Origin of the sequence: Bradyrhizobium glycinis, assembly GCF_016031655.1 — a bacterium.
GTDB classification, from domain to species: domain Bacteria; phylum Pseudomonadota; class Alphaproteobacteria; order Rhizobiales; family Xanthobacteraceae; genus Bradyrhizobium; species Bradyrhizobium glycinis.
Genome location: NZ_JACCHQ010000020.1, coordinates 132185 through 149101, shown reverse-complemented (window position 1 = coordinate 149101; position 16917 = coordinate 132185). Strand labels below are relative to the sequence as shown.

Genomic DNA, 16917 nt, shown 5'->3' with positions numbered 1-16917 from the left:
GAGATAGCAGGAAAGTGGGAGGAGGGGCAGGGGGCCGAGGCAAATGTGCGTGAAGGGTGCCGGTTCGGCTCGGACTGCATCACGTTCGAAGCAGTGCCGCCATCTCTTTCCAATGATAGATTCGCACCTTCTCAGTTTGGTGCCGCGCGGCTTTGGCGATGGCGTGCGCGATGTCGTTCCCGGCGAGCCCGCGATATCGGTCGGCCGGGCCAACGAGCAGCGGATTGAGCACGCCCCATATCGCGGCGATGAGGCGTTCACGCGGGCGGGGCTGCCCGCATGGGAATATCCGAAATTTGCGGAGGGGAGGCTGAACCGAGCTCGGCGACCAGCTCGGCAGCATCAGCCTCCTTGAAGACTTTCGGATTAAACTGAGCTGCTGCGGGTGTTTGATGGACACCAAGATTAGGTGTTTGAAGAGACGGAAGTTCAGTCGCGAGCTCAAGGTCGAAGCGGTCAGCGAAGCGAGATCGCCGATCAGCACCCTGAGCTTCGGATGGCTCTCCGCCAGCGGCTTGCGGGCCACCGTCACAACGCGCGAATAGTCGGGACTGTCCAACAGGTCGCGCAGCAAATGTGAGCCGATGAAGCCGGTTGCCCCGAAGACAAGTGCAGTTTTCATTCAAGCGACCGTTTCGCGTTGAGCGCCCAAAGGCCAAGTTGATGAATGCAGATCAGAAGGCCCAAGGCAACCTGGATTAGCTCGTAGGATAGGTAGAGCACTTGCGAAACCCAACATGTTTCGTCACGCGACAAGGCCCGCAAGCGGGCCACCACACTCTTCAACATCCGGGAATAGGAGCGGAAGGAGAGCTACGCCCCGAAGTACCAGCGGCGGCTCGGAGCGCGGGAGGTCTGGTCGAAGGCCTGTGAATTAGGTGGATAGGTCTACTATCGCTGATTGCGGGTAATCGTTGCTGCTACCGTGGGCCCTTACTGATTCGATTGAGGGCAAAATGAATAAGCTTCCTTACCTGAGCATTCCGGGGAGTATCCCGAAAATCCTGGCGAAGATCGCGGAAGAGCGGCGACCGGAGCGGTTCACCCAGGACTACCTCGAAACCATCCTTGGCTTCCGTGGTGGTAACTACCGGGCGATGATTCCACTGCTAAAGCGGATGGAGTTCTTGAACGCGGACGGTTCACCCACGGCCCTGTACGACCAGTACCGCAACGACGACACCCGCGCGCAAGCATTAGGTGCCGGCATCAGAAAGGCATATTCTGACCTCTTCGACCGCAACCAGTTTGCCTATGCCCTGCCGCGGGATAAGCTTCATTCACTGATTGTGGAAATGAGCGGCCTCGCCAAAGAGAGCCAGGTCGGCAAGTTAATGCTCTCGACCTTTTGGACTCTGAAAGAGGGTGCGGATTTCGAAAAGGCACCTGCGAACAGGGAGCCTGCTGTGATTAATAACAATACCAAGCAAGACCCGCCGTCACCCCCTCCGCCGCCGAACCAGCAGGCTGACGCCCTCGAGTTTCGGGTAGGCTACACCATCAACTTGAACTTACCCGAGACCACTAATCCAGACGTTTTCAATGCCATCTTCAAGGCCCTCAAAGAGCATTTGCTGAGAAACTGAGATGAAGCGCGAAGACGCCATAAGGTTGTTTGGGCAAAATAACCTGAGCATCGAAGCCGAAATTCGACGGGTGGAAGCTGCGCACGGAGTGAACCTAGGTCACATCCGGGAAGAGAAGAAGGAGGAGGGGCAGTTCTATCCTCAATTCTCCGAGAAGCTGCGCCAGGAAGCGGAGGACATGGCCCGTCACTACGTCATCTTCTACTGCCTGGAGAACTCAATCAGGGACTTGGTTACGGAACGGCTGCGGGAGCTGCACGGGGAAGATTGGTGGGAGAAGGCCGTCGTCCCCCAAACGGTTCGCGAAAACTGCAAGAAGAACCGCGAGCGGGAGCTAGGGATGGGCTTCACCCCGCGGTCGGAGGCGATGATTGACTACTCGACTTTCGGGGAGCTGGGAGAAATCCTGAACGCCAACAAGGAGACCTTCGGGGACATGCTCCGGGACTTGAAGGCTGTCCAGCGCATCTTCACCAACCTGAACACCTTGAGAGGGCCAATTGCCCACTGCAAGCCACTGGCAGAAGACGAGGTGTTAAGGCTCCACCTTGGTTTGAGGGACTGGTTTCGCCAGATGAGTTGACTCTCAGTTCACGAACCGTTCGATGGGCCAAATTCCAGGTACGCCCATGTCCGATTCGAGACACCGCGATGACCGCCAATTGCGGTGCCATTGCACTCAATGCAGTGCAGATATTCCCTACCTGCACTCAAAGCTCGCCGCGCTCTCCGGATCGCCTTGGCCCTTGTACTGCGCATGTTGCGGATAGGCGCAAAGCGGCCGACTGCGGCCGGGAAAGGCTGGTCCCGTCGCGACCACCGCATCGGGCGCCTTGCCGTCTTCGACCCAGTTCACGACCGCGCTGAGGAGATCGAAACGATCGAGCGTTGCGCCGCTCGAGCAGTGCCCCATGCCGGGCACCAGGAAGGCCCGGCTCGATTTCTCCCGCACCAATTCCATGCCGCCGGAATCCGCCGCCATGCGCTCGTAGTAATTCACGGTGTCGAGCGCCGAGAACCAGGGATCGCTCACACCGTGGTAAAACAGCAGCTTGCCGCCACGGCCGAAATAGCTCGAAAGGTTGGTCCAGTAGGCGGTGTTGGTGAGGCGATCCATCCCGCTCGCGTTGACGCGGTCTTCGAGTTGATCGACGTCGATGCTTTCCCAAACCGGCGGTCCGACTGGACTGCGCGCGCCGGTGGTCAGGATGCCGGGAATGGCAACGCCTTCGGCTGCCACGCCGCTGTCCCAGGGAAACGGCGGGTAGACCTGCGTGCCGCGTGAATTCTTGGGTCCGGCAAAAGCTTTTTTCAGGGCATTGACCTGCGGCGGCGCCAGGCAAGAATCCGTCTTGTCATCCGCCTTGTCGCCCTTGCAGGTGAGGACCGCGGGATCGAATTGACAGGCCTTGCCGTCGAAGATCAGGCCATCCTTGATGCCGTCTTTGGCGTCGCAGGCATCGATGATCGCGTTCGTGATCAGCTTTCGCTCGGCCGCGGAAAACGCCTTGGCGGGCTCCGGCTTGCCGGACGGATCTTTCGGCGCGATCTGGCTGAAGGCAGCGTTGGCCCAGGCGAGACCGATATTGGAATTGCCGGTGCGCATCGCAGGCGCGCCGGCGACGATGCCGTCGAATTGTTCGGGATAGCGCGCCGACGCCAGCATGCCTTCGCGGCCTCCGGTCGAGCACCCCGTGAAATAGGACCGTTTTGCGGGCTGGCCATAATAATGCGCGACGATCGCCTTGGCGGCCATCGTCACCTTGCCGACGGATGCAGTGGCGAAGTTGAGCGCGGCTTCCTGGTCCTTCAGGAAGGAGGCATCGAACACCGCGCCCTGATGACCGCTATCGGTCGAGACCACGGCAAAGCCGCGCGCCAGCGCCGGCACCTCGCCGGCCGCCTGGTAACCCAGCGGCGGCCGGATCGAGCCGTTCAAACCGCCGCCGCCCTGAAACAAAAACCGGCCGTTCCAGCGATCGGGCAGGGCGACGGCAAAGCCGATCGCATAGGACTTGCCCTCGACCCCCACGCGCTGATCGATCACGCCATCCGCGCGACAGTTTTGCGGCAGCGCCACCGATACGGTGGCCGGCGCCGGCGGCGACGGCTGCACGGTCCCCGGCGGCGCCTCCGGCACCATTTCGGCCTTGGTGATTGTTGCCGTCGATCCGGGCATCTTCCAGCCGGTCAAGTCAGCGCATTTGAGCGCGGGTGCTATGTTGGCTGAATCGTCGGCGCTTGCCGGCGAGATCGCAATGACCATGATGGCCGCGACCAGAGCCAGGCAAGCCATGGCACCATCAAGCGCCACATTTCTTGTTCGCTGCATCGTTCCTCCCTGCCATTTTTTATTGCGGCGTACGTAACTCACGTCGGCCGCCGGCCATCTGCTGCACGGACACTGAAACCATCTTGTGTTATTCGGGAGGTGCAGTCTAGCGGCGCAGGCTTTCCACCGCTCTCGCCCTTCGCCCTTGCCGATGAAGTCGATCAAATAGGACGGCGGATGCTATGCCGCTAGCAGACGTCGATTGCAAAAGACTGCTGCCAATTGGAAATGGTCATCCCCCGCACTTGAACCCCGCCAGAGGTGGCGCCGACCAAACGCCATGGCCGCACTCGTTGCAGAACTCTTGGTTGACCTCCTCAGAACCCTCGTGGGGAACTGGCTGAGGCAGGCTGCGGTGGCCATCTGTGCGTGGCTCGATACGAAGATTCACGGCCGCGCTGCATGCTTTGTCGTGGGCGGGCTTCTCGGGATCACCGCTTTCTTCCTCATTCCTGTTATCGCCGGCCTGCTGGGTCTTTGATGCCTTCGATCAGGACACACTTCGTCATCGCGTTAGCCATCGGGGCGCTGATCTCGACGGTGCTCCTTGTGCTGGAGCCGCTGACCGACTTCGCGTTTCTCTGGCTGGAGTGGCCGGGCATCAGCGCAGCGTATTTTCTTCGGGGAGCGGTGGGAGGATCCACCTTCCTCGGCATCGCCATTTGCTGGGTCGTGAATGCACTGAGCTACGGTCTGGGTGCTTTCGTCATTCTCAGTGCCTTCAAGGTGTTGAGGGAAGCATGAAGCCTGGACCTTGATTGCAAGCTGATGCCGGAGCGCTTCCTTGGTCATGCCCGTGAAGGGCCGACCGTGCCCACTCCCTCACGCCGGCTCCTGGTCATCCTTCGCGACGATCTCGACTTCGAAATAACCCATGTCGCGGAGCTCGGCGGCTTTCTTCTCGGCCGCTTCCCTCGTGTCTCGCTTCAAGATGATCTGGCCCGCTCCGTCGCGGGCACAAACGAAATAAGGCATTCTCGATTCCCAATTTCGTGTGCATACGCACGGAGCCGGATTCCCGCAATCGGACGGCTCACTGCTCCAACCCGGCCTTTTGCCGCATCTTGTCGATCAGCTCCGAGGCCTCGGCCTTGGTCAGGTCGTCCGCGGGCGGGCTCTCGTGCGCCTGCTCGGCGAGGGTCTTGAGGTAGGATTCCTGGGCCCCGGTCATCGGGTCGTCGCCGGAAACCCAGTCCTTCGGGTCCTTCCGGGTGTTGTCGGCCATTGCGCATCTCCTATTCCGTTTTCCGTAGAACGTCGGACTCGACTCTTCGTTCCGTTTTTGTTCTCATGAGGCATCTCTAGAATTCGCGAGGCGGAACAATGCCGGACCTGGACTTTCTCAGGCGGGAGATCGAACGGATGCGCATCCAGATGGGCAGGCAGAGGAAGGAGATCCTCCAGCTGCAGCGGGCGGGGATCGGCACGGCCTCGGCACAAGCGCTGCTGTCGCGGATGGAGGCGAAGGTCGAGAGCCTGTGCGCCGAACGCGATGCGCTGAAGGCCGCGCAGCCGCGCCAGACCAAGGGCAGGGTGCTCGGCGGGAGGACGTGGTGAGCAGGCGATGGTTTGACGACGAGAGAGACCTGTCGCCCTTCCTGACCGCGCTCGAGGACGTTCGCCGACGCGCGACGCGGGAAGGATGGTGCTATGCCCACGTCCAGGCCATCATCGTCGCCATCGATCAATACGCGGAAGCTGCGACAGGCAACCGCGAGTATTTCCTGAACAAGCCGGTTTCGATCGGGGACAACCGGAAGGCCGCGGACATTCCGTGAGCGTCCAAGCGGCTCTCGGGACTGCCCGGCTATCGTTGCCGATCAGCGCGGTGAAACCGAGGAGGAGGGCGCTGACCTCGTGCGCCCGGGCGAAGCGGTCCTGCTTCGCGGCGAAGCAGTCGCGCGGCGCTTGCCGGACTTTGGACCGGTTTTTGGCGTGATCCCGTTCTGCTCGTCGAACTGCTTCAGCCAGGCCGCGATGTATCGCGGGTCGTCGGGACAAAGCCGCTCGAGCAAACGAAGGTTCTGCGCTCTGAATTCCACAAGGGTTTTCGGCATCACGGCTCCTCAAAACCCTGCCCGCCACAAAAAGTGCGTCGGCAGGGCCGCCGGGTCAACGGCAAAGAGCGCTTGAAATCCCGGGGGAGCTGATGCAGCGCCAAAAGCGAAAACCCCGCCCTTGCGGAAGCGGGGTTCTCTGCCGAGGTGAAGCTTAGGGACGCTTCAACTGTAAGACGCGCGAGCGGCAGGAAAGTTCAAACGAAAGTGCGCCACTTCGCTGGAAAATGGATGCGCTCGAGCCGGGCAATTACAAATCCGTAAGTCGGTTGAAAATCGACGCCGAAAAACTATCTCTGCATCAGGCGGCAGCGTAACAAGCCGCCCTTCAACTGACACCCAGCCGCCGCGCTCAGAACAGGCGAAGCTGGGTCCTTTGACATTCTCCCGCTTAGGTCCCGCCTCATCGGCCTCAGAGGCAAACGTCCATGGCTGCCCGCACCTACAACCACGAACGCTGGTCGGAAGACGACGACCGGCTGCTTCGATCCATGTGTGAAAGCGGCAAGAGCCTCACGCTGATGATCGTGAAGCTCAAGCGTCCCATCGCATCGATCAGGTCGCGCGCGATCGAGCTTGGCATCAATCTTCCGGGCACGCGCATCGGCCTGCGACGGCAGCGGCGAACGGCTTCAGCCCGCACGCCCAGACAAAGCCGCTGAAGCGATCACGACCATTCCGCCGCGCCGCTCTGCTGCGGAGCGGTGCGCTGCAAATATGCTCAGGCCGCGATCCGGTGTTCGACCGGCGCCGTCAGGAACTTGAGCGCTTCGGCATGGGCGAGATCCGGAACCGCGATCGCCGTGTGGCTGTACATCGCGTGTGTCCGCGACGTCGCGATCTGGTCCAGGATCTCCTTGCCCTTGATGACGTGGAGGCCCATGCCGTCATCAACCGGGAAGATCGCCAGCACCACGTCGTAGGCCGCGATCACCGCTCTGAGCGCCTCGGCCTTGTCTTCGGCGACATCGACAAAAATACGAACATCTGCCGCGAGTTCACGCAGCTCGTTAAAATCCAGCACTTTCAGGATACTCCAACGCAACCAACCTGACTGAAGCTTGGTCGCGTTAGGTTACTGAAGCGTCAACAACGGGCGCCGAGCCACAAGTTTCACGACGAGGTGACTCCACGCTCCAAGGCGCGATGCGGTCTAAAGCGCGATGAAATTTGGATGCATCGTCATCGCGCTTTAGGTTGTTGTTTGCGCATGATCTTTCCGGAAAACCGCTTCGCACTTTTCCGGATCATGCTTTAGCGCTTGGCGTCCTCCTTGCGAAGCCTGGCCTCGGCGGCCTCGTCCACGAGAGTCAAGCTGGCGCCGTCATAGCTCAGCTTGAGCGCGCGGCCGACGATCCAGGTCCAGCCCTCCCGGTCCCTGATGGCCGAGGCGTTGAACTGCTCGGAGATCGATTTGACGGCAGCTTCCTGCGATCCCGGATTGTTCAGCGTCGCATTGACGCGCCAGATCGGATGCCTGGGGTCGGTCTCCTCGCCCTCAACGGCGACCTTGGCGCCGTTGATCTCGCAGGCGAGCGTGTACGGACCTCGGCTCGGCCGGCAGAGATAGTGGCGTTGAGCAACGAGCTTGTTGGCCTCCTCGAAAGACATGCCGGGCGAGAAGCCGAAGATATCGGACTTCTTCACGAGGGCGAAGGACGCAGGCTTCAAGAAGACTGGCTGGATCGCGACGAGGGCTGCGACAGCGATCACGATCAAACCTGCGATGACGATAGCGACCTTCATCAGAACCCCATCAGATACCTTTCCGGGCTTATAGCAGCCGCGGTGCTCTGAAAGGTTCGAGAAAATTGCAGGTCCTGAAAATTGCAGATCCTGCAACGTCTTGCACAGGAAGTCGGGAACTGTGCAGAGCCCGTGCTTGCGTTTTCGGCCTCGATAGGGTCTAAGCCCGATCGCTTCATGACTTCTGGCATGAATCAGCAGCGCGCACTCGCGGGTCCGGCCGCGTCCCCAGCAGCAGATTGCTCCGCGCACCCATTCAAAGGAATTCAGACCATGGCAAAGATGACGAAGACCCAATTGATCGATGCAATTGCCGAGGGCACGCAGCTTTCGAAGAACGACGTGAAGTCGGTGATCGAGTACATGGCGACCGTCGGCTACAAGGAGCTCAACGAGTCCGGCGAGTTCGTCATTCCTGGCTTCGTGAAGATGTCGGTCGTGAACAAGCCGGCGACCGAAGCCCGCATGGGCATCAATCCCTTCACCAAGGAGCCGATGCAGTTTGCAGCGAAGCCCGCCAGCAAGTCGGTCAAGGCCTCGCCGCTGAAGGTCGCCAAGGACGCCGTCTGACGTGCCGGCGATGTCGGTGCGGCGGGCTCACTGACGCGACGGCGCAGCCATCAACGGCCGAGGACCAGCTGGTGCTCGGCCATGGCGATGCCGAACATCACCACGACCATCAGGACAAACAGCGCGCGGTACTGGCTTGGTCCTGAACAACGAGCCCCGTTCCCTCACCATCCTCATCCGCTTCACAAGAAAAAAGCCCCGCGCTTTCGCGCGAGGCTTTTCTGGCTGACGGCGTTGGGATTTCAGCGCCTTGCCGACAGCCATTGCCTTAACCTAAAGTTGAAATCGCAAAAAGCAACAGCGCCGCCCTGACGGAGTATGTTCGTCAGGCGGCGCTGCCGTGTAACTGGGCGCTGAAATCCCCAGTTTCCATGGGTGCCTGCCGCGCCGAAAAGGTTCAACGCCGCCCCCAGCAAAATTTTACGTCCGGGGCTGGACTTTTTGTTCTCATTTTGTTCTAGTGAGGCGCCTTGATGGACCGTTGGAGGTGGCTCATGACCGTCGAAAAGCAGCGCGAAGTGATCAGGCTCTGGAACGAGCTCAGAAAGGTCGAGGGCCCTGCGGCGGAGGAGCTGCGCATCCAGATCCTCGAATGCTTCTCGAAGGAGAAGCCGAAGCGGGCGGCCTGACTTTTATCGACACCAAGCGCGGGTCCGTTCCGAGGGTTCGCGCTTGATCGGTCGCCGTGGTGCTTGGCGGAGGAGAGGCGTGCCGATCAAGAGTCGCGTCGCAGACGAGTGATGTCGCAGAGAGTTTCACCGCCGAAGAGTCTCGCCAGCGAAGAGTCCTGCCGCGTCGAACGCGTGAGCGTGCAGGCTTTCATGGATCGTTAGGAGTTGCTCTGCGCGCATTCTTGCGACTCCGATTCGTTCTTCGCGAACGAAACGGAGTCGAAGCTGGAACAAAGCCGGTCGTGCTTGCGCCGCTTTCGCCGCGAAGGTGCCGGGTGCGTCTGACTAACGATAGCTTACGCGGATGCCGATAACCCTATTCGGTTAGGTTAAATGCCCAAACGCGTTGCGCTTGCCGCGGGTTGGGGTAGGTGTCCGGCAAAGACAAGCAAGAAACGCCAAGAAGCAATTTGGCCAAGCAGCAATTTGCCATGATGCCTTTTTCAACTCCCTCCTTTTTCCAGGGCGACCGGCACACCTACCGGCGCGTTGCCGTCGTCGGCACGCTGTTCTGCCTTGCTTTCGTAGTGATCAGCTTTTCCTTACGGTCGCGGGCTGAGGACACGCGCGTTGCGGTCAAGGCTGACCGGCTGGTCCGCACCGCAGGCCAGGCGCAGCACGCCAATTAACGCTCGTCGCCGCAGCGGCGGTCATCGGCCCGCGCCTGCGAGCATCCGACGCCGCGCGAGGCGAGCGCCACGAAGCCGGCATAGCCGGACAGGTTGAGCAAGACTTCGAGCCAGGCGGGCATATCTGTTTCTCTCCGCTTAGCATGAGACGGACTCAACGTCCGCGCGCATTCCTGGTTCCATGCTCCCGCGAAGAAACTCACAGCGGGGTGGACGGGTCGAACCGGCGGCCGAGGGTGGCGACGGATTCGCTCGACGGCTGCTCCCTGAGGAACTCGGCGATGGCCTGCGCCAGCTCGCGGTCGCTCATCGGCGTCGGCGGCGGGCGCAGCGTGCCGACACTGAAGCTGCGGACGATCTCGTCGTAATGCTCATCCTCAGATTTGGGAACCAATTTGCGGATACGGGCCAGCAAAGCAGATAAGGGCAAACTTTCCTCCATGATCGTTGTCCCCGCTGGCAACCGTCATGGTTTGCTGCCATCTGCTCCCGTGAAACTGAAAACCCCGCCAGCATCGCGGAGATGCTGACGGGGTCTTCGTGCTGTCGCCTCAACCCGGATGGCGGAGGCTCCCGCACTTGCAACGTCAATCCGCCACAGCCGATTTCGTTCCCGCTGCATCGACGTTTTTTGACGGCGTTCGGTTCCCGCGCGCCGCGCAACCATCGCAGGCGCTCGCGGTTATTCCCGCAAGACGCGAAGGAGGAGAGCATGAAGAAGCTACTCGCAGTTCTGGCCACCGTCGCAGCCGTTGGCGTAACCGCCGTCGCGGCGCCTGCGCCGGCCGAGGCGCGTGGCCGCGGCATCGGCCCGGGCCTCGCGTTCGGCCTTGCCGCCGGCGCAATCACCGCGGGCGCGGTCGCAGCCTCCCACCCCTATGGCTATTACGGTCCGGGCTACGCCTATTATGACGGCCCGAGCTATTATTATTATGGACCGGGTCCGGTCGGCTATTACGGCGGGCCGTATTATCGACACCACCACTGGCGCCATTGGTAGGCCGGCACGACTGTCCGCCAACAGCGAAAAGCCCGGAGCGCTGCTCCGGGCTTTTTTCATTCGCATGTCGACGCGCCTGCCGGCGCGATGATTTACGGCCAGAGCGAGGGCCGTTCGACCTTGCGGGCATTCTCCAACGTCGAAACGAAATATTCCTCACGCTCGCGCTTGAACTTTTCCTGCGTGGCACGGAAGGCGGCGACACGGGCGGCGATTTCCTCGCGTTCGCGCTCTTTGCGTTGTTCGTCTTCGGTCATGTCAAATCCCCTCTACACCTGAGTATGTGCACATCCGAACTCAAGCACTGCCGCCGCAATCACGTTGAGTCGCGTTAACACATCCATTGGCACTCCCGAATGGGGCGTCAATGGGGAGGAGGCATTGCAGGATTGTGATATGCAAAGGTCGGAAGAACTTGGAGTGCATTGCGTTGGCGCTTGATAAGAGCGTCAATGATCTTGCCGCTTGCGCATGTTGCTGTCAGGCCAAACGAGTCGGAGGCGCGATTGATCGCATCGGATCTTCAGAGCGGTATCGAGCGGCTCGGCGACATGATCGCCGAGGCCAGGACCATCGTCCCGTTCACCGGTGCCGGCATCTCGACCGAATGCGGCATTCCCGACTTCCGCTCGCCGGGCGGAATTTGGACGCGTAACCGTCCGATCCCGTTCGACGAGTTCGTCGCGAGCCAGGAGGCGCGGGACGAATCCTGGCGCCGCCGCTTTGCGATGGAGGAGGTCTTCGCCGCAGCGAAGCCCGGCCGCGGCCATCGGGCGCTGGCATCGCTCTACCGCGCCGGCAAGGTTCCCGCCGTCATCACCCAGAATATCGATAATCTGCACCAGGCCTCGGGCTTCGCGCCGGAGCATGTGATTGAACTTCATGGAAATACAACTTATGCGCGATGCATCGGTTGTGCGCAGGACTATCCGCTCGACTGGGTGAGGCGCCGTTTCGACGACGACGGCGCGGCGCCGAACTGCACCGCCTGCGACGAGCCGGTGAAGACCGCCACCATCTCCTTCGGCCAGATGATGCCGGACGAGGAGATGCAGCGCGCGACGACGCTGTCGCAAGCCTGCGATCTCTTCATCGCGATCGGTTCCTCGCTGGTGGTCTGGCCGGCGGCCGGCTTTCCGATGATGGCCAAGCGCGCCGGTGCACGTCTGGTGATCATCAATCGCGAGCCGACCGAGCAGGACGACATCGCCGACCTCGTCATCCACCACGACATCGGCGAGACGCTCGGCCCCTTTGTCGGCAATTGAGGCATCAATTTGATTCGCGGCTGCGCAAGCTGTTCATAGGTTCCGGCGAATCTCTTTTTTGTCTATGCGTCGCAACCGGGAGTGTTATCTTTTGAGTCGAAAGATTCGCGTCGCGTCGAATTGAGAACATTCTCTTAAGACGCGTGATTCGAGCGCCGCCAATGTGGCGGGTTGCATGGCAGTGTGGGGTCCGGGGTTATGGGGTCGTCGGACGGATTTGAGTCCAAGAAGATTGGAGTTCCCGGACAGGGCACCTCGCCGGGGCGATTGACGCCGGGCGAGCATGGCAGCGCCGGCCGCGACAATGCGCTCAATCCCTTCACCGGATTGGGCGAAGCCAGCGCCAACCTCGTCGAGGTCACCGGCGTCATCAAATGGTTCGACGCCTCCAAAGGTTACGGCTTCATCGTTCCCGACAATGGCTGGCCCGACGTGCTCCTGCACGTTACCGTGCTCAGGCGCGACGGCTTCCAGACCGCTTATGAAGGCGCCCGCATCGTCGTCGAGTGCATCCAGCGCGCCAAGGGCTATCAGGCTTTCCGCGTCGTCTCGATGGACGAGTCGACCGCGATCCACCCGGCGCAGATGCTGCCGCCGCGGACCCATGTCACGGTCACCCCGACCAGCGGGCTGGAGCGGGCCCAGGTCAAATGGTTCAATCGGCTGCGCGGCTTCGGCTTCCTGACCTGCGGCGAGGGCACCCCCGACATCTTCGTGCACATGGAGACGCTGCGCCGCTTCGGCATGACCGAGCTCAGGCCTGGCCAGTATGTGCTGGTCCGCTTCGGGCCCGGCTCCAAGGGCATGATGGCGGCCGAGATCCATCCCGAGACCGGATCGCCCGGATTGCAGTCGCACTAAGGATATGAATTCCCGCAATCGTGAGCAGAGGCGCGCTGCAAGGCCGGCGCGCCTCTTCCTTTTCCGGCGGTCGCCGCGTAAGGACTGACTTAAGTCTCACCGCCACGAGAGCCCCCATGACTTCTGATCGAAAGGCCGTCTGGTCCGCTCTGAACGGCTGGCTGGCCGCCATCCTCGTCATCGCCGGATGGGCCGTCGCCGGCGCGCCGGCCGGCGCCGCCAGCTTCCAGCCGCTCGAGATCGTGACCAAGAACGGCGTGCAGGTCTTCTCGGTCGAGATGGCAACGACCCCGGAAGAGAAGGAGACCGGGCTGATGTACCGCAAGGAATTGGCCGACGGCAAAGGCATGCTGTTCGACTTCAATCCCGAGCAGGAAATCTCGATGTGGATGAAGAACACTTATGTGTCGCTCGACATGATCTTCATCCGCGCCGATGGCCGCATCCTGCGCATTGCGGAGAATACCGAGCCGTTGTCGACGAAGATCATCTCCTCCCGGGGGCCCGCCCGGGCCGTGCTGGAGGTGGTGGCGGGGACGGCGCAGAAGTACGGCATCCGCCCCGGTGACCGCGTCGGCCACCCCCTGTTCGGTGGCAAATAGGGCGGGCAAGGGGCATTGCGGCCCGGGCCGGCGGCTTTGGAAAGCTTGCTGGCGCCCTGGGAAGCGTGTATCGACGGGGCTCGGCGGACATTCGGGGTATAGCGCAGCCTGGTAGCGCGGCAGTTTTGGGTACTGCAGGTCGTTGGTTCGAATCCAGCTGCCCCGACCAAAAAAATCAACCACTTAATTGGTGATGGGTAGCTCCAGCAGGCGACTGAATCGCCACCGGGTAGCCACCGAGGCGCCAAACAGCTCGCTTCACCGGATAATTTATTTTCGGTTGGCCCTTAGTGTTTGGCTCGCCCACCAACACTAGTCTTTATCGGAATGCAGCGGCACCAACCGCTACGCCGATGCGCTGACTGGCCCTGGCCGGGGCGCTGGCTACTTCTCCCTCTCGGGAGTCATTTCGTGACCTTCCTCTCTATTGATGATGTGGCCGGCATTACTGGCCTCTCGCGATCTACCCTCGCCAAGCGCCGATGCGACGGTACGGGGCCGGCATTCTTCAAACTCGGTCGGACTGTCAAGTACGCCCACACCGACGTCGAGGCTTGGATGCTGTCCAGGCGACGAACGTCGACCTGGGGTGGAGTCGGCGAGCATGACGGCCCGCAAGCCGCTAAAGCACGATCGGCCCTTTAGCCGAGTGCCATCCAAAACCCCAATCGGGGAATCCAATATGCGAATCTTATCAATCAGACCGAGCCCGCCCGGCTCGGCGACGCTTGCGCGCTTCGATCTTGAGCTGAATGACCACCTTAAACTGTTTAACCTAGCTCTGCGCCAGCGCCCAGGCGCCCGCTCTTGGACGGTCGCGCCGAACGCCTTCGGCGAGCGCACAGCAGCGCTCGGTGAGCAATTCAACCGTGCAATTTCCGATATGGCCTTTGCGGCCCTTATGGAGCTTCACGCCGATGCCAGCACCAACGCCTGAGGCGGAGAGACGGGCCGGCGATTCGTTCACCGCGACTCCCTTCGTTTACAAAGATCCTGCGACGATGCCGCCCATCGGCATGACCGCGGATGCGCCGGCCTTTGATGACGCCGACCCCAAGATAGTGAAATGGGTGATGCGGGGCATCGCCGTGCGGGAAAGCATCGAGGCCAAGGCCGCTCCAGCCAACGACAACCCGCAAACAGACTCAATCAAGATCATCGATCCTTCCGATTGGGAAGGGCAGGTGATCCCGGAGCCGCAATGGTACCTTGAGGGTCTCATTCCCCACCGGCAGGTGACGCTGCTTTCCGGTGATGGAGGCACCGGCAAGAGCCTACTGGCCTATCAGATCGGCTTGGCTGGCGTGCTCGGTGTGGAGACGCTGGGATTTCGGCCGGCAGAGGGACGCGTAGTCTACCTTGCTGCGGAGGACGACCAGAGCGAACTCAAGCGGCGTGGCCACGACATCTTGACCGCTATGAACCGCACGTTTGCGGACCTGAGGGGGCGGATGCGCGTCATACCGATGGCTGGACGGGATGCTGAATTGGTGACGGAAAAACGCCGAAGCCGTGAGCTTGAGCTTACAGCCCTTGCAGAGCGGATAACAGATCTGCTGACGGAATTCCGGCCGAAACTCTTAATCCTCGATACTGCAGCGGACGTCTTCGGCGGCGACGAAATCAACCGTAAGCAAGTGCGCTTCTTTGTGTCGATGCTACGGCGTTTCGCGATGGACTGTGATCTAGCCGTGCTCCTCCTATCGCACCCATCGGTGCAGGGCATGCAGTCTGGTACGGGACTCTCGGGATCAACGGCCTGGAACAACTCGGTGCGATCGAGGCTGTATTTTACTTCAGATAAGAACGATGAAGATCTGCGTCTGCTGAAGAATATGAAGTCCAACTATGGCAGGAAGGGCGCGGAGACGAAGCTGCGTTGGCACGAGGGAGCTTTCATCCTTGATGACGGCAAGCCGACTGCGCACGCGGCCTTGTTGGCCAACCATGCGGATCAAGTCTTCCTGAGAATGCTTTCGTCCATCAACGCGAGCGGCAGGCGAGTATCGTCTTCCAGGAGCACAGCCTATGCGCCAACTGTGATGGGAGCCATGCCGGAGCGCGGGGGTACGACTAAGAAGGCGCTGGAGGAAGCCATGGCCAGACTGTTTACGGAAAACAAGATCGCGGTCGTCAAGGAAGGTCCACCGTCAAGGCAGCGCGAGCGATTGGTCGTTGTCGAGGACGAGATCCGCCAAAAGCGGATGGCTTCCGACTAGGCCTTCCAACGGTCTTCCAACGCCCTACCAACGGCTACCAACGGTGTGTGTGTTCCAACCCCCTATAACCCCCACCGTTGGGATGGAATCCCAACCCGGTTGGTAGGCCGGTTGGAATTCCATCCCAAGGACCGGGAAGTGCGCAGCCGGAGGCCGGCCGCACCAAAAGCCGAAACGGCCAGAACGACGACACGTCACGAAAGACAATCAATGCATCACGACAACGACAACATCTCGCCGAGCGCTGAGCGCGTAATGGAGATCCGCCCCTCGCCGGAGGAACTGAACCGCATCTTGCACCGCCGCTTTCCCGGAATGGGCCCGCCTACGCGCCGACAATTGGACGAGGCCGCGCGGAGAACGTTCAACGCTGATTTTTCGAAATGGTTGGGCCTGGATGGGCGCTGGCACTCCTGCGGAGAGCAATACCGCCAACCCAAGGGCGGTAGACGGGTCATGCAGACCGAAGGCGTGGCGATGGGAGGCCAGACGATGCCCTCGGTAGGTGGCCGACAGATCAGGTTCGACGCCGCCGAGGATGCCGCTATTGCTTTGATTGACGCCAAGCGCGCGCCACCCGTTGCGGCCAATGACAACGATGTCCCGGGCCGGCGCCGAAGATCGCGGCGTAGACCTTCGCGGAACGCCGCCATTCGTTGAATTCCCATTTTAAACACAATTCGGAACGTATCCCGGCGAGGGGAAGCTTACACCTCTCACGTGACGGTTCTGACTTCGCGCCGGTTCGATCCCGGCGCACCTCTTTTCGGCCTTGAGCCGTGAGCCGCTGCATGCGGCCAAACTTTCCCCATCCAAAATAGAAATTCGACAAAGGAGTTTGCTCTTGTGGCAACGCTAAACGAATGCTTGGACGCGGCCGAGCAACATCTCGGCTTTCGTGAGCCTCGCGCTCGCGCCATTGCCAAGCGATTAACAGAAGCCGGGATCCTGCCGTCTGGCGGTCCCGGTCGCCCGCCGGAACTGGACGAGACTGATTTTGTCCGCCTGCTGATCGCACTTGCTGTGAACTCGCAGCTTCGCCGATCTGATGAGATCGTGCGCGTCTATTCCGAGCTGGCTCCACACGGAGCACGCCTTCAAGGCGCTCCCAACTCCGTAGTAGAGACGGCATTCGATCAACTCGCCATTATTGCCGATATCGCACTTCACGGCGACGCGTCGTTGGTTCGCAAGGTCAAGATTGAGTTTGTTTCGACGTGGCCAGAGATTGCAATTCATGACTACGGGGCAACTGCTCGTTTCCGCGAGGTCGGCGCAAACGCAAGCCATTGGAATAGCGGCAAGCACCGCACTAGTACCGTCATTAACGGCGCCGCATTCGTCGACGCACTTGAAGAGCTTTTTGGAGAATAACC

The 16917-nt window shown here is 61.0% G+C and carries 29 protein-coding genes, 1 tRNA gene and 1 pseudogene; 21 read left to right on the top strand and 10 right to left on the bottom strand.

Translation table 11 applies throughout. From position 1 onward, the window contains the following. Positions 1–79: 79 nt before the first annotated feature. Positions 80–622, bottom strand: coding sequence for an NAD-dependent epimerase/dehydratase family protein (locus HZZ16_RS37480; protein WP_246510426.1), 543 nt, complete (start codon positions 620–622; stop codon positions 80–82). Positions 623–956: 334 nt separating this feature from the next. Between HZZ16_RS37480 and HZZ16_RS25925 the strand changes: the two genes are divergently transcribed. Together HZZ16_RS25925 and HZZ16_RS25920 are read left to right on the top strand one after the other, a co-directional pair. Continuing rightward, complete coding sequence (locus HZZ16_RS25925) at positions 957–1586, top strand: DUF5343 domain-containing protein (RefSeq protein ID WP_197952686.1); 630 nt, start codon at positions 957–959, stop codon at positions 1584–1586. A gap of 1 nt (position 1587) precedes the next feature. Continuing rightward, positions 1588–2169 (top strand): Swt1 family HEPN domain-containing protein, encoded by a 582-nt coding sequence (locus tag HZZ16_RS25920; protein ID WP_197952685.1) that lies wholly within the window; start codon positions 1588–1590, stop codon positions 2167–2169. Positions 2170–2286: 117 nt separating this feature from the next. Here the strand turns inward: HZZ16_RS25920 and HZZ16_RS38405 are convergent, their stop codons facing one another. Continuing rightward, complete coding sequence (locus tag HZZ16_RS38405; protein WP_512699529.1) at positions 2287–2826, bottom strand: tannase/feruloyl esterase family alpha/beta hydrolase; 540 nt, start codon at positions 2824–2826, stop codon at positions 2287–2289. Positions 2827–2832: 6 nt separating this feature from the next. Then, positions 2833–3729 (bottom strand): annotated as a pseudogene (locus tag HZZ16_RS38400) (tannase/feruloyl esterase family alpha/beta hydrolase); the annotation flags it as partial. 469 nt (positions 3730–4198) lie between these two features. On the opposite strand from HZZ16_RS38400, the gene HZZ16_RS25910 reads away from it, so the two are divergent. Both HZZ16_RS25910 and HZZ16_RS25905 read left to right on the top strand, forming a co-directional pair. Then, entirely contained in the window at positions 4199–4399 is a 201-nt protein-coding gene (locus HZZ16_RS25910; RefSeq protein WP_197952683.1) for a hypothetical protein, read from the top strand. Then, the gene (locus HZZ16_RS25905; RefSeq protein WP_197952682.1) at positions 4399–4662 is read left to right on the top strand and encodes a hypothetical protein; all 264 of its coding nucleotides are present in this window, start codon (positions 4399–4401) and stop codon (positions 4660–4662) included. Before HZZ16_RS25910 ends, HZZ16_RS25905 begins: the two co-directional genes overlap by 1 nt. A gap of 78 nt (positions 4663–4740) precedes the next feature. Here HZZ16_RS25905 and HZZ16_RS25900 read toward each other — a convergent pair whose 3' ends face one another. Beyond that, positions 4741–4893, bottom strand: a complete 153-nt coding sequence (locus tag HZZ16_RS25900) for a hypothetical protein (protein ID WP_197952681.1) — start codon at positions 4891–4893, stop codon at positions 4741–4743. A gap of 58 nt (positions 4894–4951) precedes the next feature. Next, positions 4952–5143, bottom strand: a complete 192-nt coding sequence (locus HZZ16_RS25895) for a DUF3072 domain-containing protein (RefSeq protein WP_197952680.1) — start codon at positions 5141–5143, stop codon at positions 4952–4954. A 98-nt stretch (positions 5144–5241) separates the two neighbouring features. Between HZZ16_RS25895 and HZZ16_RS25890 the strand changes: the two genes are divergently transcribed. The 3 genes from HZZ16_RS25890 to HZZ16_RS25880 all read left to right on the top strand — a co-directional run bounded on the left by HZZ16_RS25890 (position 5242) and on the right by HZZ16_RS25880 (position 6637). After that, positions 5242–5475: a Dor-1 like family protein gene (locus HZZ16_RS25890; protein ID WP_024337814.1), complete on the top strand. Its 234-nt coding sequence runs from the start codon at positions 5242–5244 to the stop codon at positions 5473–5475. Further along, entirely contained in the window at positions 5472–5696 is a 225-nt protein-coding gene (locus HZZ16_RS25885) for a hypothetical protein (protein WP_085974320.1), read from the top strand. Before HZZ16_RS25890 ends, HZZ16_RS25885 begins: the two co-directional genes overlap by 4 nt. Positions 5697–6403: 707 nt before the next feature. Continuing rightward, positions 6404–6637, top strand: a complete 234-nt coding sequence (locus tag HZZ16_RS25880; protein ID WP_197952679.1) for a hypothetical protein — start codon at positions 6404–6406, stop codon at positions 6635–6637. Positions 6638–6696: 59 nt separating this feature from the next. Here the strand turns inward: HZZ16_RS25880 and HZZ16_RS25875 are convergent, their stop codons facing one another. Then, a complete protein-coding gene (locus HZZ16_RS25875) occupies positions 6697–6999 on the bottom strand; it encodes a hypothetical protein (protein ID WP_197952678.1) in 303 nt (100 codons plus the stop codon). Positions 7000–7229: 230 nt separating this feature from the next. Then, entirely contained in the window at positions 7230–7721 is a 492-nt protein-coding gene (locus HZZ16_RS25870; RefSeq protein ID WP_197952677.1) for a hypothetical protein, read from the bottom strand. Positions 7722–7994: 273 nt separating this feature from the next. Between HZZ16_RS25870 and HZZ16_RS25865 the strand changes: the two genes are divergently transcribed. The 4 genes from HZZ16_RS25865 to HZZ16_RS25855 all read left to right on the top strand — a co-directional run bounded on the left by HZZ16_RS25865 (position 7995) and on the right by HZZ16_RS25855 (position 9591). After that, positions 7995–8291: an HU family DNA-binding protein gene (locus HZZ16_RS25865; RefSeq protein ID WP_008558895.1), complete on the top strand. Its 297-nt coding sequence runs from the start codon at positions 7995–7997 to the stop codon at positions 8289–8291. A gap of 81 nt (positions 8292–8372) precedes the next feature. Then, positions 8373–8603 carry a hypothetical protein gene (locus HZZ16_RS25860; protein ID WP_197952676.1) on the top strand — a complete coding sequence of 77 codons (231 nt, stop codon included), beginning with the start codon at positions 8373–8375 and terminating at the stop codon, positions 8601–8603. A 182-nt stretch (positions 8604–8785) separates the two neighbouring features. Next, positions 8786–8920 carry a hypothetical protein gene (locus tag HZZ16_RS37975; protein ID WP_260347228.1) on the top strand — a complete coding sequence of 45 codons (135 nt, stop codon included), beginning with the start codon at positions 8786–8788 and terminating at the stop codon, positions 8918–8920. Between the two features lie 473 nt (positions 8921–9393). After that, the gene (locus HZZ16_RS25855) at positions 9394–9591 is read left to right on the top strand and encodes a hypothetical protein (RefSeq protein ID WP_197952693.1); all 198 of its coding nucleotides are present in this window, start codon (positions 9394–9396) and stop codon (positions 9589–9591) included. Here HZZ16_RS25855 and HZZ16_RS37970 read toward each other — a convergent pair. Then, positions 9588–9713, bottom strand: a complete 126-nt coding sequence (locus HZZ16_RS37970; protein WP_283815869.1) for a hypothetical protein — start codon at positions 9711–9713, stop codon at positions 9588–9590. The two genes, HZZ16_RS25855 and HZZ16_RS37970, sit on opposite strands and share 4 nt — an antisense overlap. A 77-nt stretch (positions 9714–9790) precedes the next feature. Beyond that, on the bottom strand, positions 9791–10033 hold the full coding sequence (locus HZZ16_RS25850) for a hypothetical protein (protein WP_246510424.1): 243 nt from the start codon (positions 10031–10033) through the stop codon (positions 9791–9793). Between the two features lie 270 nt (positions 10034–10303). Between HZZ16_RS25850 and HZZ16_RS25845 the strand changes: the two genes are divergently transcribed. After that, positions 10304–10591 carry a hypothetical protein gene (locus HZZ16_RS25845; RefSeq protein ID WP_197952675.1) on the top strand — a complete coding sequence of 96 codons (288 nt, stop codon included), beginning with the start codon at positions 10304–10306 and terminating at the stop codon, positions 10589–10591. A gap of 92 nt (positions 10592–10683) precedes the next feature. Here HZZ16_RS25845 and HZZ16_RS25840 read toward each other — a convergent pair whose 3' ends face one another. Next, on the bottom strand, positions 10684–10848 hold the full coding sequence (locus tag HZZ16_RS25840; protein WP_008558907.1) for a hypothetical protein: 165 nt from the start codon (positions 10846–10848) through the stop codon (positions 10684–10686). A gap of 249 nt (positions 10849–11097) precedes the next feature. On the opposite strand from HZZ16_RS25840, the gene HZZ16_RS25835 reads away from it, so the two are divergent. From HZZ16_RS25835 to HZZ16_RS25795, 9 genes are all read left to right on the top strand, one after another. After that, entirely contained in the window at positions 11098–11859 is a 762-nt protein-coding gene (locus tag HZZ16_RS25835) for an SIR2 family NAD-dependent protein deacylase (protein ID WP_197952674.1), read from the top strand. A gap of 198 nt (positions 11860–12057) precedes the next feature. Then, the gene (locus HZZ16_RS25830) at positions 12058–12720 is read left to right on the top strand and encodes a cold-shock protein (RefSeq protein WP_197952673.1); all 663 of its coding nucleotides are present in this window, start codon (positions 12058–12060) and stop codon (positions 12718–12720) included. Between the two features lie 116 nt (positions 12721–12836). Further along, entirely contained in the window at positions 12837–13322 is a 486-nt protein-coding gene (locus HZZ16_RS25825) for a DUF192 domain-containing protein (RefSeq protein ID WP_197952672.1), read from the top strand. Between the two features lie 92 nt (positions 13323–13414). Then, a tRNA-Pro gene (locus HZZ16_RS25820) sits at positions 13415–13491 on the top strand. 158 nt (positions 13492–13649) lie between these two features. Next, positions 13650–13967: a helix-turn-helix transcriptional regulator gene (locus HZZ16_RS25815; protein ID WP_197952671.1), complete on the top strand. Its 318-nt coding sequence runs from the start codon at positions 13650–13652 to the stop codon at positions 13965–13967. Next, positions 13927–14259 (top strand): hypothetical protein, encoded by a 333-nt coding sequence (locus tag HZZ16_RS25810; RefSeq protein WP_197952670.1) that lies wholly within the window; start codon positions 13927–13929, stop codon positions 14257–14259. Before HZZ16_RS25815 ends, HZZ16_RS25810 begins: the two co-directional genes overlap by 41 nt. Then, positions 14240–15541, top strand: a complete 1302-nt coding sequence (locus tag HZZ16_RS25805) for an AAA family ATPase (protein ID WP_197952669.1) — start codon at positions 14240–14242, stop codon at positions 15539–15541. Before HZZ16_RS25810 ends, HZZ16_RS25805 begins: the two co-directional genes overlap by 20 nt. A gap of 210 nt (positions 15542–15751) precedes the next feature. Then, positions 15752–16201: a hypothetical protein gene (locus tag HZZ16_RS25800; RefSeq protein ID WP_197952668.1), complete on the top strand. Its 450-nt coding sequence runs from the start codon at positions 15752–15754 to the stop codon at positions 16199–16201. Positions 16202–16387: 186 nt separating this feature from the next. Then, on the top strand, positions 16388–16915 hold the full coding sequence (locus tag HZZ16_RS25795) for a hypothetical protein (RefSeq protein ID WP_197952667.1): 528 nt from the start codon (positions 16388–16390) through the stop codon (positions 16913–16915). Positions 16916–16917: the final 2 nt, after the last annotated feature.

What these genes read in the sequence shown, in the direction of transcription:
- HZZ16_RS37480 (WP_246510426.1), bottom strand. Translation starts at nt 622, where the DNA reads ATGAAAACTGCACTTGTCTTCGGGGCAACCGGCTTCATCGGCTCACAT.
- HZZ16_RS25825 (WP_197952672.1), top strand. Translation starts at nt 12,837, where the DNA reads ATGACTTCTGATCGAAAGGCCGTCTGGTCCGCTCTGAACGGCTGGCTG.
- HZZ16_RS25840 (WP_008558907.1), bottom strand. Translation starts at nt 10,848, where the DNA reads ATGACCGAAGACGAACAACGCAAAGAGCGCGAACGCGAGGAAATCGCC.
- HZZ16_RS25910 (WP_197952683.1), top strand. Translation starts at nt 4,199, where the DNA reads ATGGCCGCACTCGTTGCAGAACTCTTGGTTGACCTCCTCAGAACCCTC.
- HZZ16_RS37975 (WP_260347228.1), top strand. Translation starts at nt 8,786, where the DNA reads ATGACCGTCGAAAAGCAGCGCGAAGTGATCAGGCTCTGGAACGAGCTC.
- HZZ16_RS25845 (WP_197952675.1), top strand. Translation starts at nt 10,304, where the DNA reads ATGAAGAAGCTACTCGCAGTTCTGGCCACCGTCGCAGCCGTTGGCGTA.
- HZZ16_RS25865 (WP_008558895.1), top strand. Translation starts at nt 7,995, where the DNA reads ATGGCAAAGATGACGAAGACCCAATTGATCGATGCAATTGCCGAGGGC.
- HZZ16_RS25900 (WP_197952681.1), bottom strand. Translation starts at nt 4,893, where the DNA reads ATGCCTTATTTCGTTTGTGCCCGCGACGGAGCGGGCCAGATCATCTTG.
- HZZ16_RS25870 (WP_197952677.1), bottom strand. Translation starts at nt 7,721, where the DNA reads ATGAAGGTCGCTATCGTCATCGCAGGTTTGATCGTGATCGCTGTCGCA.
- HZZ16_RS25890 (WP_024337814.1), top strand. Translation starts at nt 5,242, where the DNA reads ATGCCGGACCTGGACTTTCTCAGGCGGGAGATCGAACGGATGCGCATC.
- HZZ16_RS25850 (WP_246510424.1), bottom strand. Translation starts at nt 10,033, where the DNA reads ATGGAGGAAAGTTTGCCCTTATCTGCTTTGCTGGCCCGTATCCGCAAA.
- HZZ16_RS25860 (WP_197952676.1), top strand. Translation starts at nt 8,373, where the DNA reads ATGGCGATGCCGAACATCACCACGACCATCAGGACAAACAGCGCGCGG.
- HZZ16_RS25830 (WP_197952673.1), top strand. Translation starts at nt 12,058, where the DNA reads ATGGGGTCGTCGGACGGATTTGAGTCCAAGAAGATTGGAGTTCCCGGA.
- HZZ16_RS25920 (WP_197952685.1), top strand. Translation starts at nt 1,588, where the DNA reads ATGAAGCGCGAAGACGCCATAAGGTTGTTTGGGCAAAATAACCTGAGC.
- HZZ16_RS25880 (WP_197952679.1), top strand. Translation starts at nt 6,404, where the DNA reads ATGGCTGCCCGCACCTACAACCACGAACGCTGGTCGGAAGACGACGAC.
- HZZ16_RS25800 (WP_197952668.1), top strand. Translation starts at nt 15,752, where the DNA reads ATGCATCACGACAACGACAACATCTCGCCGAGCGCTGAGCGCGTAATG.
- HZZ16_RS25810 (WP_197952670.1), top strand. Translation starts at nt 13,927, where the DNA reads ATGACGGCCCGCAAGCCGCTAAAGCACGATCGGCCCTTTAGCCGAGTG.
- HZZ16_RS25855 (WP_197952693.1), top strand. Translation starts at nt 9,394, where the DNA reads ATGATGCCTTTTTCAACTCCCTCCTTTTTCCAGGGCGACCGGCACACC.
- HZZ16_RS25895 (WP_197952680.1), bottom strand. Translation starts at nt 5,143, where the DNA reads ATGGCCGACAACACCCGGAAGGACCCGAAGGACTGGGTTTCCGGCGAC.
- HZZ16_RS37970 (WP_283815869.1), bottom strand. Translation starts at nt 9,713, where the DNA reads ATGCCCGCCTGGCTCGAAGTCTTGCTCAACCTGTCCGGCTATGCCGGC.
- HZZ16_RS25925 (WP_197952686.1), top strand. Translation starts at nt 957, where the DNA reads ATGAATAAGCTTCCTTACCTGAGCATTCCGGGGAGTATCCCGAAAATC.
- HZZ16_RS25805 (WP_197952669.1), top strand. Translation starts at nt 14,240, where the DNA reads ATGCCAGCACCAACGCCTGAGGCGGAGAGACGGGCCGGCGATTCGTTC.
- HZZ16_RS25815 (WP_197952671.1), top strand. Translation starts at nt 13,650, where the DNA reads ATGCAGCGGCACCAACCGCTACGCCGATGCGCTGACTGGCCCTGGCCG.
- HZZ16_RS25905 (WP_197952682.1), top strand. Translation starts at nt 4,399, where the DNA reads ATGCCTTCGATCAGGACACACTTCGTCATCGCGTTAGCCATCGGGGCG.